Annotated in this window: 14 protein-coding genes; 6 read left to right on the top strand and 8 right to left on the bottom strand. The window is 29.9% G+C overall.

What is annotated here, in order from left to right; translation table 11 throughout:
- Positions 1 to 25: 25 nt before the first annotated feature.
- Positions 26 to 835 carry an MBL fold metallo-hydrolase gene (locus FMAG_RS02925; RefSeq protein WP_005883873.1) on the bottom strand — a complete coding sequence of 270 codons (810 nt, stop codon included), beginning with the start codon at positions 833 to 835 and terminating at the stop codon, positions 26 to 28.
- Between the two features lie 152 nt (positions 836 to 987).
- On the opposite strand from FMAG_RS02925, the gene FMAG_RS02930 reads away from it, so the two are divergent.
- Positions 988 to 1,539, top strand: coding sequence for a TetR/AcrR family transcriptional regulator (locus FMAG_RS02930; RefSeq protein WP_005883874.1), 552 nt, complete (start codon positions 988 to 990; stop codon positions 1,537 to 1,539).
- Positions 1,540 to 1,695: 156 nt separating this feature from the next.
- Here FMAG_RS02930 and FMAG_RS02935 read toward each other — a convergent pair whose 3' ends face one another.
- From FMAG_RS02935 to FMAG_RS02945, 3 genes are read right to left on the bottom strand one after another with little or no spacing between them, the layout of a single operon-like run.
- A complete protein-coding gene (locus FMAG_RS02935; protein ID WP_005883875.1) occupies positions 1,696 to 3,225 on the bottom strand; it encodes an ABC transporter substrate-binding protein in 1,530 nt (509 codons plus the stop codon).
- Between the two features lie 30 nt (positions 3,226 to 3,255).
- Complete coding sequence (locus FMAG_RS02940; RefSeq protein ID WP_005883876.1) at positions 3,256 to 4,431, bottom strand: amidohydrolase; 1,176 nt, start codon at positions 4,429 to 4,431, stop codon at positions 3,256 to 3,258.
- Positions 4,432 to 4,447: 16 nt separating this feature from the next.
- Positions 4,448 to 6,013: an ABC transporter substrate-binding protein gene (locus tag FMAG_RS02945; RefSeq protein ID WP_005883877.1), complete on the bottom strand. Its 1,566-nt coding sequence runs from the start codon at positions 6,011 to 6,013 to the stop codon at positions 4,448 to 4,450.
- Positions 6,014 to 6,554: 541 nt separating this feature from the next.
- Here FMAG_RS02945 and FMAG_RS02950 point away from each other — a divergent pair.
- Positions 6,555 to 7,217, top strand: coding sequence for a YczE/YyaS/YitT family protein (locus FMAG_RS02950; RefSeq protein WP_005883878.1), 663 nt, complete (start codon positions 6,555 to 6,557; stop codon positions 7,215 to 7,217).
- A gap of 10 nt (positions 7,218 to 7,227) precedes the next feature.
- Positions 7,228 to 8,724 carry a cobyric acid synthase gene (locus tag FMAG_RS02955; protein ID WP_005883879.1) on the top strand — a complete coding sequence of 499 codons (1,497 nt, stop codon included), beginning with the start codon at positions 7,228 to 7,230 and terminating at the stop codon, positions 8,722 to 8,724.
- A gap of 43 nt (positions 8,725 to 8,767) precedes the next feature.
- Here the strand turns inward: FMAG_RS02955 and FMAG_RS02960 are convergent, their stop codons facing one another.
- Positions 8,768 to 9,457 (bottom strand): YoaK family protein, encoded by a 690-nt coding sequence (locus tag FMAG_RS02960; RefSeq protein ID WP_244949906.1) that lies wholly within the window; start codon positions 9,455 to 9,457, stop codon positions 8,768 to 8,770.
- Positions 9,458 to 9,610: 153 nt separating this feature from the next.
- Here FMAG_RS02960 and FMAG_RS02965 point away from each other — a divergent pair, with 153 nt between their 5' ends.
- Entirely contained in the window at positions 9,611 to 12,430 is a 2,820-nt protein-coding gene (locus tag FMAG_RS02965; RefSeq protein ID WP_005883881.1) for an ATP-dependent helicase, read from the top strand.
- Positions 12,414 to 13,043 (top strand): epoxyqueuosine reductase QueH, encoded by a 630-nt coding sequence (locus FMAG_RS02970; protein WP_005883882.1) that lies wholly within the window; start codon positions 12,414 to 12,416, stop codon positions 13,041 to 13,043. The genes FMAG_RS02965 and FMAG_RS02970 overlap by 17 nt, the downstream gene beginning before the upstream one ends.
- On the opposite strand, the gene FMAG_RS02975 is transcribed toward FMAG_RS02970, so the two are convergent.
- The 3 genes from FMAG_RS02975 to FMAG_RS02985 all read right to left on the bottom strand — a co-directional run bounded on the left by FMAG_RS02975 (position 13,044) and on the right by FMAG_RS02985 (position 15,311).
- Complete coding sequence (locus FMAG_RS02975; RefSeq protein WP_005883883.1) at positions 13,044 to 13,499, bottom strand: SoxR reducing system RseC family protein; 456 nt, start codon at positions 13,497 to 13,499, stop codon at positions 13,044 to 13,046.
- Between the two features lie 64 nt (positions 13,500 to 13,563).
- Positions 13,564 to 14,700: a M20 metallopeptidase family protein gene (locus FMAG_RS02980; protein ID WP_005883884.1), complete on the bottom strand. Its 1,137-nt coding sequence runs from the start codon at positions 14,698 to 14,700 to the stop codon at positions 13,564 to 13,566.
- Positions 14,701 to 14,762: 62 nt separating this feature from the next.
- Positions 14,763 to 15,311, bottom strand: a complete 549-nt coding sequence (locus FMAG_RS02985; protein ID WP_005883885.1) for a hypothetical protein — start codon at positions 15,309 to 15,311, stop codon at positions 14,763 to 14,765.
- Positions 15,312 to 15,445: 134 nt separating this feature from the next.
- Between FMAG_RS02985 and FMAG_RS02990 the strand changes: the two genes are divergently transcribed.
- Positions 15,446 to 16,378: a YheT family hydrolase gene (locus FMAG_RS02990; protein WP_005883886.1), complete on the top strand. Its 933-nt coding sequence runs from the start codon at positions 15,446 to 15,448 to the stop codon at positions 16,376 to 16,378.
- Positions 16,379 to 16,454: the final 76 nt, after the last annotated feature.

Here is a 16,454-nt window from a genome sequence, read left to right on the forward strand (position 1 = left end):
GCAGTTCCTTATAAAGAGATTTTAGTTAAAAATCATAAATCTGTCCATCATTTGGAATAAGAATTTCTTGCTCAATTCCTTTTTGGATTAATTTATATAATAATATATTTCTTGTAAGATAAGCATGAGCAACGTTATCTAAATGAGAAGCAATTATTTTTGCATTTGGAGCTAATTTATGAATGATATCAATTGCTTCTTCATCCATTATTAAATGGCCATATTTAATAAAAAAAGCATCAGCAACATTTAAAATTATTATATCTGGTTTAAATTTCTCTATTACAGATTTTACTCCATCATACATAATTGTATCCCCAGCAAAATATATTGTGGGTTCTCTTTCAGCTTCAAAAATAAGACCGCTAGCTGGACCACACGGAGTTAGGGAACCATGTAAAGCTTCTACTCTAGTGAGTTTTATTTTTCCTAAAGAACTTCCATTTTCTTGTAATATCTTAATATCTTTAAATCCTAAATTTTTCATAAAATCAGCTTCTGCATTATTTTGAATAAAAATAGGAATATTTCTATCTAATACTTCATTATAATTATCCATATCAAAGTGATCTGGATGTAAATGTGTTACAATATAAAAATCTACATCTTCTAAAATTTCAGTAGTGGAAAAAGGTAAATCACATATTGGCATTCTTATACTTTCTTTTACTAATTCTTTTACCTTAAACTCTCCTTTATTTAATTCTAATAAACTTCCTGTTGCACCTTTAGGAGCAAGCCATGGATCAATAAGAAAGATGTAGCCTCCATAGCTTAATTTTATAGTTGCATTACGAATTTGCTGTATTTGTGTTCCTATTTTTTTTAACTTCATCAAATTTTCTCCTTTTTTAATTTTTAAATTAATTGACATGTTGTCTATAAATATATTATAATCTTAAATATAAAATTTCTACAATTACAATTATTAAAAAAATGTATTTTTATTTATATATTTTAAAATATGTAAATATTTTTGAGGTAAAAATGAAAAAAAGAAAAGATGATATAAGAGCTAAGTATACTTGTAGATTAATTAAAGATACGTTTTTAGAATTATTAGAAAATATATCTTATGAAAAATTGAATATTTCAATAATTTGTAAAAAAGCTAAAATAGCAAGAGCAACATTTTATTTACACTATAATAATCTTAATCAAGTTTTAATAGAAGTTTTAGATGACGCTTTAGAACTAACAGATAATATTAATAATAAAAATTTAAATGAATCGGACAAAGAACCACTATGTCAAAAATCAATAACTTCAAAATATCAAGTACTCTTTAATGATTTTTATCTATCTAATTATATTGCTAGTAGATTATATAACTATGCAAAAAAAGACAGTATAAAAAAATTTATGAAAAATTATAATTTAACAGAATATGAGGCTGAAAAGTTATTTCTTTTTATCTTTTATGGAAGTTTTTCAATTAACAAATCATTAAAATGGGAAAAAAACGAAGAATGGAATAAGGTTCAAAATTTAATATCTAAATTTGTAGAATATGGGTTAAAACACAGTTCAAATTCTTAGCTTTTATTCAATTAATTTGTTATAGATGTATTATATTGAAAATTTGAAAAAATTTTAAATACTTGATAGTTTTTATAAAAAAAGCTAAGGAGATAAAAAAGCTCCTTAGTCAATTTTAAAGTTTGAAATTATTTAAAGTTACAATAGTCTCTTTCATTATTTTTGATTGAAATCTAAATTTGTAAGATCAATGTCTCCATTTTTCTTAAATACAAGTCCAGTTAAATTTTTGTTTTTAGCTAAATTAATTTTTGGATAGGCTAATGGATAAATAGCTAAATCCTCTTGTAAAATATTTTGAACTTCTTTATATAGAGTAGTTCTTTCTTCTTCGTTAACAGAAACTCTAGCTTTATCTAATAATTCATCTACTTTTTTATTAGAGTAAAAACTTCTATTTCCAGGAGCTCCATGTTGAGATGAGTGAAATAGTGGATATAGGGCAACATCTCCATCACCAGAAGAATTCCAAGATAGGAAGTATAACTCTTTATTAGGTAGAGCTGTTTTAGAAACATAAGCACCAAATTCAAAGATTTTAATCTCTACATTAATACCAATTTTTTTAAGCTGGTCTTGAATGATAACACACATATCTACTCTAGGTCCATCATCCATACACCATAATTCAATATCTAATCCATTAGGATATCCAGCTTCAGCTAAAAGTTTTTTAGCTTTTTCTATATCTTGATTATATTTTTTTACATTTCTATTATAAGCAGGACTTGCTTTAGGTAGAGGAGAATCTCCAGCTACAGCAGAACCTCTAAAAACAACATCTACAAAAGTTTGATTATCAATAGCATAAGCAATAGCCTCTCTTAATTTTTTATTTTGGCAGATGGGATTAGTTTGGTCAAAGCCTAAGTATAGTAAAGCGGGAGATTCAACCTCAACAAGTTCTAGGTTGTTACTATTTTCGATAGTTTCTTTGTCCATAATTCCAATATCAAAAGCTACATCTACCTCTCCAGTTTCAAGAGCAATCATTCTATTACTCACTTCTGGAATTGTAAGATAAGTTAATTCTTCAAAATTAGGAGCACCTTGATATGCATCTTTAAATCCTTCAAAAACAATTCTATTTCCAGGTAACCATTCTTTTAATTTATATTGTCCAGTTCCAACAGGATGATTTACATAATCATCTCCATACTCAAGTACAGCTTTTTTAGAAACAATACCACCTTGAACAGCAGCTAGATTATTAAGTAAAGCACCAAAAGGTTTGTCAGTGGTAACTTGAACTGTATAATCATCAATAACTGTAACTTTAGTGATAGGTTTAAATAGATAAAGAGTTTGTGGAGAAGAGGCAGCTCTTTCTAATGTAAATTTTACATCTTCAGCTTTTAGCTCCTCTCCATTATGGAATTTTACACCTTTTTTCAAATGAAAAACAACATTACAATCATCTAATCTTTCCCAAGACTCAGCCAAATTTGGCTTAAGATTTAAGTTTTCATCCAAATCTAAAAGAGTATCATATATTAATGTGATTGATTTGTTAGACATAGTGTCTATACTTTTTTGAGGGTCTAAAGTTTTTGGGTCAGCTTTCATAGCTATAGATATTTTATTTTTCTTTAGCTCTTGAGCTTTTACATCATCAGCAGAAAATTTAAGATAACCAGCAACTCCCATAACAACTACAAAGAGTAGTAAAAATAATTTTTTATTCATAATCAATCACATCTCCTTTAATCAATACTCTTATAGAGTCTTATTTTTATTCAGATAATCTAGAGCATATTGAGAATAATATGCTACCCCATATACAAAAGCATCTTCATCAACTTCAAATTTTCCATGGTGATGAGGATAACATGCACCTTTTTCTGGATTTCCAGCTCCAAGTTTTGTCATTACTCCAGGAACTATTGAAGAAAATTCTGAGAAATCCTCTCCACCAGTTTCAGGTCCTACCATTACAACTTTTTCAGCTCCTACTATTTTAGCTGCTGTTTCTTGAGCAAGCTTAGCACACTCTTCATCATTAATAGTAGGTTTTACAGCATTTTCATATTCTACCACAGCTTCAGCTCTATATGCTTCAGCTGTACATTTTGCTATTCTTTCAATAGCAGCAGATATAGTTTTAAAATATTCAGGGTCATAATATCTAACTGTTCCTTCTAATACAGCAGTAGGAGCTATAACATTAAATCTAGTTCCTGAGTGTATAGAACCTATTGTAACAACAGCTGGTTGAAGAGGTGTAAGTTCTCTGCTTACTATACTTTGAAGATTCATAATAGTAGCCCCTCCTACTACAACAGCATCTACACATTGGTGAGGAGCAGAACCATGTCCACCTTTTCCAGTTATAGTTATTTTAAACTTATCAGCTGCTGCCATTCTAGGACCAGCTTCAGCATTGATAGTTCCAACAGGTAGCATAGAAGCTATATGGATTCCCATAGCTGAATCTACACCTTCAAGTGCTCCCTCTTCTACCATTTTTCTAGCTCCCTTTCCCACCTCTTCTCCAGGTTGGAAGAAGAATTTCACAGTTCCATATATCTCATCTTTCATTTCATTAAGAACTTTTACAGCTCCAAGTAGCATAGCAGCATGAGTATCATGTCCACAAGCATGCATTAGTCCAGGATTTTTAGAAGCATAATCTTTTCCAGTTTCCTCTACAACAGCAAGAGCATCTATATCTCCCCTTAGAGCTATACATTTTCCAGGATGAGCACCTTTTATTGTAGCTATTACTCCTGTTCCAGCTATTCCTCTATACTCTACTCCCATTTTTTCTAGTTCCTCTTTTATTCTTTTAGAAGTGTTGTATTCTTCCATACTTGCTTCTGGATTTTGATGAAACTCTCTTCTCATAGATATTACATAATCGTGATATTTTTTAGCTAACTCCATTGTTTTCATAAACTATAACCTCCAATTAATTCTCTTTTACTGCATACATATTTCTTATATCAATATATCCATCATTACGAAAAACTACATTTTTAACATTTTTTCTAACTGCTACATTTAACATTGGGTAAACTAAAGTGTAGTGAGGTAACTCTTCTTGTAAAATATTTTGAGCTTGAGCATAAGCTTCACTTCTTACAGTTTTATCAACAGAATATCTACCAGTGTCTAAAGCTTTATCTACATCTGTATTTTCAAAGTAGCTTCTATTTCCTGATAAACCTTTTTGTGAAGAGTGGAATAAAGCATATAAAGCAGCATCTCCATCACTTGTAGAGTTCCAAGATAATAAGTATAATTGTTTTTTAGGTTGAGCAGTTCTAGTTACATAAGCTCCCCATTCCCAAATTTTTATCTCAGCATTGATTCCAATATTTCTCAATTGTTCTTGCATAATAACACACATATCAACTCTAGCTCCATCATCATTAACCCATAACTCTATATCAAATCCATTTGGGTATCCAGCTTCAGCTAATAATTGTTTAGCTTTCTCTATATTTTGAGAATATTGCTTAGCAGGAGTGATGTGGTCTACACATGAACTAGGCATAGGTGAATCAGCTACTACAGCAGAACCTTGAAATACTGTATTAACTAAGATATCCTTGTCAACAGCATATGCTATAGCCTCTCTTACTCTCTTGTCTGTAAATATTGGATTAGTTTGGTCAAATCCTAAGTATAATGATGAAGGTGAAGAGATTTCTAAAAATTCCATCTCATCATTGTTCTTAACAGCTTCTTTATCCATAATTCCAATATCAAAAGCTATATCAGCTTCACCAGTTTCCAAAGCAATCATTCTATTGCTAACTTCTGTGATTATTCTTAAAGTAATCTCTCTCACTTGAGGTTTTCCTTGGAATGAGTCATCAAAAGCTTCCATAACGATTCTATCTCCAGGTATCCAATCTTTAAATTTATATTGTCCAGTTCCCACAGGAGATTTGAAAAAGTTTTCCTCTCCCACCTCTTCTACGGCTCTTTTACAAACAATAGAAGCTTGAGTTTGAGCTAAGTTTGTCATAAGAGGTCCAAAAGGTTTATCAGTAGTAACTTTTACTGTATATTTGTCAACTACTGATACCTCTGTTATAGGTGCAAATAGATATCCAGTTTGATTAGATTTTCTAGCTCTATCTAAAGTAAATTTCACATCTTCTGCAGTCATCTCATCTCCATTGTGGAATTTTACTCCCTTTCTTAAATGGAAGATAACATTGCAATCATCAACATTCTCCCAAGATTCAGCTAAGCAAGGTTGAATATTTAAATCTTTATCAAATACTAAAAGTCCATTGAACATCATCTGTATTGGTTTATTTGATGAAGTATCTATTGTTCTTTGTGGATCTAATGTTTTTGCATCAGCTTTTACAGCAATAGTTACTCTATCTTTATTTTCTAAAATCGTCTCCCCACGATTTTCTATTTTTTTCTCCTCTTTAGAAGATTTCATTCCCATAAATAATACTGCTCCAATAATAACAGCTCCAGCTATAATTTGTTTCACTCTTTTATTTTCCATCTCCAACACTCCCTTGTTTTTATCACAATATTTTTATTATCTCCTTTAAATCCTTTTTGTGATAAACAGAGTAGTGAATAGTTTTTAAAATTTTTCATAATGATTTCCTCCTAATTTTTATTGGTATAAAAAAAACAGCCCTGTTAGGCTGTTTATAACAAATTAATAAATATATTTACACTCTAAATTAAAGTTAGCTTAAAAAAGCTATAAAACTTTAGAGCTAGATATATAAGAATTTGATTCAAAGAATTGAATAAACTTTCCCCTAACATAATTTTTTGTATATGAAATTAAACTCATAGATATTATTATGAGCAGTATTATACATATGACAAAAAGTATTATGCTAAGTGACATCATCATATCTTTGAACCTCCTTTTTTTAAATCTTGTTTCTTGTAAAGAAGTATAATACTAAATTGAAAAAATTGCAAGTGTTTTTTTATAAAAATTTTTTTAAAATAGAAAAAGCTAGAAAAAAAAAGGAGTTTATAGTAAGATATTTTTATAAAAGTAAAAGTATCAGGAGGAGAGTTTTTTGAAAAAAGAGAGTATCAGATTTTTAAAATTATTTGTGGGACTTTTTATATGTTCCTTAGGTTGTGTTACAATTCTAAAATCTAATTTGGGATTAGCACCTTGGGATGTATTACATCAAGGAGTATCTAAAGTAACAGGGATAACTATAGGGCAAGCTAGTATTAGTTTAGGAGTAATAATTGTTTTGATGGATATATTTTTAGGACAGCCAATAGGGGTAGGAACAGTTCTAAACTTTATATTCATAGGGCTTTTTATGGACTTGATAATATTTTTAGATTTCATACCTATATTTCAAAATTTATTTGCTAGAATAATAGAGTTGTTAATAGGAATTTTCTTTTATAGTTATGGAACATATCTCTATATGACACAGGGTATGGGTTGTGGTCCAAGAGATGGATTTATGCAGGTACTAACTAAAAGATTTAATAAGCCAGTAAGTGTAATAAAGAATGGGATAGAAATAATAGCCTTTGTAATAGGGTGGTTGCTTGGAGGAAAATTAGGGATAGGAACTATTGTAACAGCTCTTGTAATGGGGATATGGTTGCAATGGATGTTTAAATTTGGAGGGGTAGATATAAAGAAATTACATCACAGAAATATAAAAGAGGAGCTTTTACATTTAAATAGAGTGGTAAGAGGTTTTGAAGATTAGTGGAGGTCATATGCATAAAAAGATTATGATACAGGGAACAGGTTCATCAGTAGGAAAAAGTATAATTACAGCTGGATTGTGTAGAGTATTTGCTCAAGATGGGTATAGAGTTTCCCCTTTTAAATCTCAAAATATGGCACTTAATTCTTTTGTGGACATAGAGGGGCTTGAGATGGGAAGAGCACAGGTAGTACAGGCAGAGGCTAGTAAAGAGATACCTAGAGCTTTTATGAATCCCATACTTTTAAAACCTAACTCTGATAATAATTCGCAAGTGATAATAGAGGGAAAACCTATAAGTAATACGGGAGCTAAGGATTATTTTGCTAACTCAAAACTATGGAAAGAGGTAGCTTTAAGAAACTATAAAAAGATAGAGGAAAATTTTGATATAGGAGTATTAGAGGGAGGAGGAAGCCCTGCAGAGATAAATCTTAGAGAGTACGACTGTGTAAATATGGGAATGGCAGAATTGGTAGATGCTCCAGTGATATTGGTAGGAAATATAGAGATTGGAGGGGTATTTGCCTCTTTATATGGAACTATTGCTCTTTTAGATAAAAAAGATAGAGATAGGATAAAGGGATTGATTATCAATAAGTTTAGAGGAGATATTGAAATATTAAAACCTGGAATAGATATGCTTATGGAGAGATTAAAAACAGAGGGATTAGATATAAAGTTTTTAGGAGTTGTACCTTATGAAAAATTAGAGATAGAAGAGGAAGATACCCTAGCTAAAAAGATAAATGAGCATACTAAAAAAGATGGAGAGATAAAAATAAGTATAATCAGAACAGAGAAAATGTCTAACTATACAGATTTTGATGCTCTAAACCATTATTCTGATGTAGCTATAAACTATGTTTTTTCTAAAGAGGAATTGGGAGATGAGGATATAATTATTCTACCTGGAAGTAAAAGTACCATATCAGATTTAGAGAAGTTAAAAAGTAATGGAATCTATGAAAAGATAAAAGAGCTATATAAAAAAGGAACTATTGTAGTGGGAATATGTGGTGGATTTCAAATGCTAGGAAGAGAGGTATTAGATCCTCATCATATAGAGGGGGATAAAAAATCTACTGAGGGATTTGGATTTTTAGATATGATAACAACTATGGAAAAAATTAAATGTACTAAGCAGAGTGAAAAGAGTATTTTATCTAATCTTTCTGGAACAATAATTGAAGGTTGTGAAGATATAAAAGTAAAAGGTTATGAGATTCATCAAGGAGTTACATTAGGAGATGAAAAAAATCTTGTGGAAGGAGATGAGTTTATCTTTACTGCTAAGGAGAATCTCTTTGCTACATATATCCACGGAATTTTTGATAATGAGAAATTTACAAGAAAATTTTTAAATAATGTGAGAGTAAAAAAGGGATTAGAACTTTTAGAAGAGAGCTTTTCATTTACAGAGTTTAAGGAGAGAGAGTACGATAGATTAGCTAAACTTTTAAGAGAGAATTTAGATATTGATGAAATCTATAATATGATGAAATAAAAAAGTGGACTGAGGCAATTTTTTTGCAACAGTCCATTTTTCCTTATTGAAAATGATAATGTTCATCAGTAAGATGAAGAACGTGTCTATATCTATGTCTTAAAGAGAAATATATAAAAGCGATAGTTAAATAACCAATACCTGCTATTATAAAAACACCATCTTTAAAAAGGAAATAAAGCTCTACTCCACAGAAACCACCAACTAAAAAAGCTAGAACACTAAATAAACAGAAATAAACTTTCCATTTATCTTGTATTTTTCCTTTTAGACAGTGTCCAAGATATACTCCAGCATCTGTAATATTTCCACTGATATGGCTAGTTCTTACAACAACTCCCTTATAAGAGATAAAAAGTCCATTTTGTACCCCTATCATAAAAGGTAGGTAGTAAAAAAATAGCCAAGTATCTTTTACAGTAGTGTATAAAATAAGAAGTCCAACACCTAAAATAAGCATAGAATATCCATATCTTCTTTTTAGGTTAAACTCTCTACCATCAACAAGAAAACCAGAGATAGTAGAACCAAGAGCAAAAGCTATAATAATAGAGAGAATTTTAAAAACCTCTGAAAGATTTCCTTGCCCGATATTAATAGCCACCTTAGATACGTGTCCAGTGAAGTGTGAAACAGTATAGGAGTATTTAACAATACTAACTGTATTAATAAATCCCCCAAAAAAACATAACATATAAATCCAATGTAATAAAAGTCTATGTAAAACTTTCATCTACTCACCCCAAATAATTTTATCCACTTAATTTGATAATAACCTTTTTTTCAAAAAAATTCAAGTATAATTTAACAAATATTTGGAAAAAATTTCAGTGGGAAAAATAATTAGATATGATATAATTTATTTGAAAAGAAAAGGAGGGAAGAGATGGAATTAAATGAGAAACAGTATGAGGCAGTAAGGAGCACAGAGGGACCATTACTTTTGATTTCTGGACCAGGTTCTGGTAAAACTAGAACATTAGTAGAAAGGGCTATATATCTTTTAGTAGAGAAAAAAGTAAAACCAGAAAATATTTTTCTTTCAACTTTTACAGAAAAATCAGCTAGGGAGTTATTAGTAAGAATATCTGATAGAATAAAAGAGAGCAATGAGAAAATAAATATAAATGAGATGTATATTGGAACTCTTCACTCTATATTTTTAAGAATGATAGATGAGAATATTGAGTACTCTTTTTTTAGAGATGGATATAGAGTATTAGATGATATTGATCAACAATTTTTTATATATAGTAGAATAAAAAGATTTAGTGAGATAGAGGGATATAGAGATTTTTTTAAAGATATTCCAGGGATAAATAGTTGGGAGAGAAGTAAAAAAATTCTATGGTGGCTCAATAAGATAAATGAAGAGGGAAAAAGATTAGATAATATAAGAACTGAAAATAGAAAAATCCTATTTTTAAAAGAGGCTCATAGGGTATATCATGAGATGCTAGTAGAGGAAAATTTGATGGACTTTACTACTATTCAAAGAGAACTATATAGAATACTTCATAGAGAAGAGGTATTAGAAAAATTACAAAACAGAATAGAATATATAATGATAGATGAGTATCAGGATACTAATACTATTCAAGAAAAGATAATTTTTATGTTGGGAGCAAAAAAAGAGAATATCTGTGTAGTGGGAGATGATGACCAAGGAATATATAGATTTAGAGGGGCAACAGTTAGAAATATCTTAAGATTTCCAGAGAGATTTGAAAAGGGAAGATGTAAAAAGATAAACTTAGATATAAACTATCGTTCCCATGAGGATATTATAAGATTTTGCAATAGATGGATAAAGCTTATCAATTGGAGAGAGTTTAGGTATGAAAAAGAGATAGTGCCTCCAGAGGATAAAGAGTTTTCAAAAACTAGTGGAGTTATAAGAATAGGTGGAGATTCTGAGAAACATTGGAAGGATAATATATATAAATTTATAAAAAAACTCTATACAACTAAAAAAATATCTGATTATAGTCAAGTGGCTTTTCTTTTTAGAAGTGTGCAAAATCCTAATGTAAAAGAGTTAAAAAACTATTTAGAAGAGTGTGGAATCCCAATATACTCTCCACGTTCTAAAGATTTTTTTGATAGAATTGAGATAAAGCTTACAATAGGAGCTCTTCTTGTATATTTTCCTCAATGTAAATATCTAGTATTAGATGAGGTACAAAATAGAGGACAGTCAGTATTTTATTACTATAAAGATTGTTTAACTCAATTAAAAAAAGTGATACAAAATGATGAAGAACTATATAAATGGTTAGTTGAAAGAAGAAAAGCCAATGCCAGTGAAGAGGTAATAACTATTCCAAGTTTAAGGAAGATTTTCTACTCTTTATTACAGTTTGAGACATTTAAAAAGTTTATAAAACTAGAGAGTGAAGGGGTAAATGAGGGAAGAGAAACATATAATCTAGGAGTTTTTACTGAGATATTGGAAAAATTTGAGAGATTGTCTAAGGTAGAGGATATAGCTAAAGAGGAGATAGAAAAAGTTGTAAGATATTTCTTTATGGTGTATATGAAAAATCTATATCAAAAAAGAGTAGATGAATATGAAAATAAAGAGGAGTTTCCACTGGGAGCTATCCCATTTCTTACTTTCCATCAAGCTAAAGGATTGGAGTTTCCAATTGTAGTAGTAGGTTCATTGGACTCTTCTCCTGTGGAGAGAGGAAAGACAGAGGAGGATATCCTTGAGGAGTTATTAAGGCTTGGGGATGATTATGAGCCAAGGGATAGGAAAAATATTTTTGATTTTTGGAGAATCTATTACACAGCTTTTTCTCGTGCTCAAAATCTTTTAGTACTTACAAGTATAGAAAATCGTTCAGGAAGAAATGAGTTACCATCTAGAACTTTTAGACCAATGTATGAATCTATTCCATATGTAGATGATGAGAGATTTCAGTTAAAAAATTTAGAGGTAGAGCCATTAAAAGTTACAGAAAATAAAGAGTTATTATCATATACTGGGCATATACTTCTATATGAATTTTGTCCTTTAAAATATAGATTTATTAAGGATTTTAAATTTAAAGCTCTAAGTAATCCTAAAACTTACTATGGAATTTTTGTGCATAAGGTAATAGAGAGAATACATAAAGAGTTTTTATCTGGAATTTTTCAAAGGGAGAGTTTAAAAGAGTTAATAGAAAATATAGGTAGCTCTTTAGAGAAAAATTTGAGAACTGATTTCAGTGGGGAGATAAGAGAAAAAGTAAAATTAGAGGTAGAGAGATACCTAGATAGAAATAATCTAAAGAGTATAATATCTACTGAGGTAAAAAACTATAGTGTAGAAAAAGATTATATAATAGAGGGAACTCTAGATTTATTGAGAAAAACCTCTAATGGAGTAGAGCTAATAGATTTCAAAACAGGGGCTTATGATAAAGCTAGAGTAGAAATCTATAAAAGACAGTTAGAGATATATACATATCTTCTAAAGGAGAGATATACCCTTGACGAGACAAAAGCATATCTTTACTATATTGAGGAAGAAAATTCTCTAGTAGAGATAGAGCTAGAGGAAAAAAGTATAGATAGGACTATAAAAAGGTTTGATTATATAGCTGAAAGGCTTATCAGTGGAGATTTTAATCCAAGAGAGTATGGGGAAAAGTGTGGAGAGTGTGAATTTAAATGGTACTGTATGCCAAAGGAGGAGAAAGTTGAAACAAAATTATGATTTATTAATGGAAAAGGAGATAAAAAAAATAGCAGAAGAGGGAAGAAAACCTAAACTTTTACTTCATTCTTGCTGTGCTCCCTGTAGTTGTGCTGTGATAGAGTATCTATTACAATACTTTCAACTGACAGTATTTTTCTATAATCCGAATATAACTTTTGAAGATGAGTATAGAAAGAGATTAGAGGAGCAAAGAGATTACCATAGAAGAAGAGGATATGATATAGAGGTAATAGAGGGAAGATACAATCCTAAAGAGGAATTTTTTGAAAAGGTAAAAGGATTAGAAAAAGCTAAAGAGGGAGGGGAGAGATGCTATAAGTGCTATGGACTTCGTTTAGAAGAAACTGCTATTAAAACTAAGGAGCTAGGCTTTGACTATTTTACTTCAGCTTTGAGCATCAGCCCTATGAAAAACTCTCAATGGATAAATGAGTTAGGAGAGAGCTTTGGAGAAAAATATGGAGTTAAGTTTTTAAATGGAGATTTTAAAAAGAAGAGTAGATATTTACGTTCTGTAAATATATCAAAAGAGTATGATTTATATAGACAGGATTACTGTGGGTGTATATTTTCTAAATTAGAGAGAGAAGAGAAAAGTAAAAACGCTTGATTACCAAGCGTTTTTATTTTTACAACTATCTATCATATTAGAAGTATCCTCTTTTTCAATAGAGATAATCTCTATCTCAGAGTTAGTTCTCTTTTTAACTACAAGTTTATCGTAAAAATATAGCACTCCAAAAGATAGAACTAGAGCTATAAAACTTGTGATAATACTTTGATTTTCGCTAAGTCCAAGAAGCTTCTCTCCTAAAAAATATCCAACTATCATAGCCACAGCAGGAAAAACATAGGCAATAGAAGCAGCTTTTATGACTTTTCCAGCAGATATTTCAAAGGTAACAGTATCTCCTATTTCAGCTTTCATATCAGTTGTAAATTCAAAATCTTTTCCATATTTACTATCTCCACTACAACCACTACAATGAGAGCATGCAGTATCTTTATAAAGTTTTACAATAATTTTATTTCCATCAATTTTTTTAACAATACCTTTGTTTAACATTTTTAACCACCTTTTAATTTATATCTACTAGAATTATATCACAAATTTTTACAAAAATTTACTATTATTTAAAATTGTGGTAAATTTTAGCAAACATCTCTATTCCTGTAAGTAAAGCTTTCTCATCAAAGTTAAATCTACAATTATGAAGAGCTTGTGTAAATCCTTTCTCTTCATTTCTAGTACCTAATAGAACAAATAATCCAGGTACTTCTTGTTGATAGTAAGCAAAATCTTCAGCAATAGCAAGAGGTTCATATTCTACACAAGGAATTCCCTCTATAGTTTTTAAAAATTTATTATATAGCTTTTCATCATTTGTAACAGGGGGATACATAACCTCAAGATTCTCTTCAATTTTTACATTGTAAGCTATCTCTATTCCTCTATGTATCTCTTTAATTCTTTTTATAGCAAAATCTGTGTTTGCTTGTGAAAATGTTCTAAGTGTTCCCCAGAACTCCACTGTTTCAGGTAGAATATTAAAAGCACTTCCTCCTTGGAATTTACCAATAGTTAGAGCTGTTGTTTCAAAAGGAGAAAAATTTCTAGAGATTATAGTTTGGTATGCATCTACAACTTTAGTAAAAGCTTGAAGAGCATCTACTCCTTTATGTGGCATAGCTCCATGTCCACTTTTTCCAGTGATTTTTCCATGGATAACAGTAGGTTGAGCGAAGAAAGCTCCAGCTCTAGTTCCTATTGTTCCCTCTGGTAATTCTGGGAATAGATGTAATCCATAGACTTCTTTTACAGAATATTTTTGTAAAAGTCCAGATTGACATATCTCTTTAGCTCTACCAGGAGCTTCTTCAGCTGGTTGGAATATTAAAAGTACACTTTTTTCTAGTGGTTGAATAGTAGTTAGGTACTTAGCAAACCCTAAAAGAGTAGCCATATGCCCATCATGTCCACAAGCGTGCATTTTTCCTTTATGTTTAGAGGCAAATTCAATATTGTTTTCCTCTAAAATATCAAGAGCATCTATATCAGAACGAAAGGCAATACAATTTTCTTTATCTTTTCCCTCAATATATACATATAGCCCTGTTTCACAAATCTCTTGAGGATTTAGTCCTATTGAGATAAGATAATCTTTTAAATATTTTTGTGTTTTAAATTCAGTAAGAGCTGTTTCTGGTATTTGATGAAGAGCTCTTCTATTTTTTATAACATCATCTAATAAAAAATTTAAATCCATAATTATCCCCCTTGTATATTTGATAAAAATATTTTAGCACAAAACAAATAAAAAACCTAGTCTTAAAATAGACTAGGTAATATACCTAAAATTGTAAAGATGATTATAAACTTAATATCTTCTGAAAATTCTTTCCTTTTACTAATAAAACTGATATCTTTTATAATTTTTTTATCTTTTTTGTGAAGGTAATATGAAATTAACACAATGAAAGTATAGCCTAGAGTAAAAAAGAGTATATCTAATTTATCAAAAGTTCCAAGTAGAGTTCCATGTCCACCAAAATATTTTTGTAAAAATTCTAAAGTTACCATAAAAATATAAATTACTGTAAAAACTATAAAGTGAAAAGAATAAAAAAATCTCTCAATTAAGAGAATAGCCCCAAAAGAAAATAACCAAAGTCCATCTGGAAGTGAATATACACTCCAAAGAGGAAGATGTTTACGATATAGCCAAGCTATATCTCTAATTTTTATAACATAGCTATAGATAAGAGGATGTGTTGTAAAAATTTTAAAGTAGAAGAGGTTTCTGCTTCTATATAGAAAATATATTCCAACTCCTACAAAAAGAGGAAATAGTATAAAAAAAAGTTTTCTCCTGCTCATAATTTCACCTTGTATGATTTGTATAATAAAAAGATACAGGAAATATAAAAAAAAGTCAAGTAAGGAAGAGAAAACTCTAGAAAAAATCTATTTTTTGCCATATAATAGTATGGTAATAAATTGGAGGGATTGAATTGGATTATAAACCAAGTTTTTTATTTAAAAATGGACATATAAATACTTGTTTTCCAACTATTTTTAGAAATATAGAGGTAAAATATAGAAGAGAGAGAATAAATACACCAGATTTAGATTTTTTAGACATAGATTGGATAAAAAGAGGAAGTAATAATGTAATAGTATTGTGTCATGGACTGGAGGGAAGCTCTAGAAGTAAATATATACAGGGAATGGCTAAGTATTTTTCTGAAAGAGGTTGGGATATCTTAGCTATGAATTATCGAGGGTGTAGTGGAGAGGCAAATAAGAAGATAAAATTTTATAATATGGGACAGATAGAAGATTTAGAAGAGGTATTGAAAAAAACTTCTGACTATAAAAAAGTTGTAATAGCAGGATTTAGTCTAGGTGGAGGACTTGTATTAAATTACTTAGGAAGTAGAAAAGAACTACCTAAAAATCTTTATTGTGCTATGGCTGTTTCTGCCCCTTGCGACCCTTTAGGAAGTGCTAGAACTTTTTTAAAGAAAGAAAATAAAATCTATACTAAATATTTTATGGATAAGCTGAAGAAAAAGATAGTAGAAAAATCTACAATTTATCCAGATAAGATCAATGTAGATACTGTTTTAAAATGCCAAACAATAGAGGAGTTTGATAATGTTTTTACAGCTCCACAATATGGATATAGAGATGCTTTAGATTACTATGAGAGAGTAAGCCCTAAAAAGTCTATACCATTTATTAAGATACCTACCCTCATATTGATGGCTGAAGATGATCCAATTATGTCAGAGAGCTGTTATCCCATAAAGGAAGCTAGAAGAAATAAGTATATAACTTTGCAGATTACAAAATATGGTGGACATGTGGGATATGCTAGATTTTTTGGAGAACACTATTGGTTAGAAGAGAGATTATTTTCATATGTAGAGAGTAAAAAATAAAAGATATAGTAAATATAAAAAACTCAAGAATGTTGAAAGTTTTAAAAACACTCTTGAGCTTTTTTATTTAATAAAT

The sequence above is a fragment of the Fusobacterium mortiferum ATCC 9817 genome (assembly GCF_000158195.2).
GTDB classification, from domain to species: Bacteria; Fusobacteriota; Fusobacteriia; order Fusobacteriales; family Fusobacteriaceae; genus Fusobacterium_A; species Fusobacterium_A mortiferum.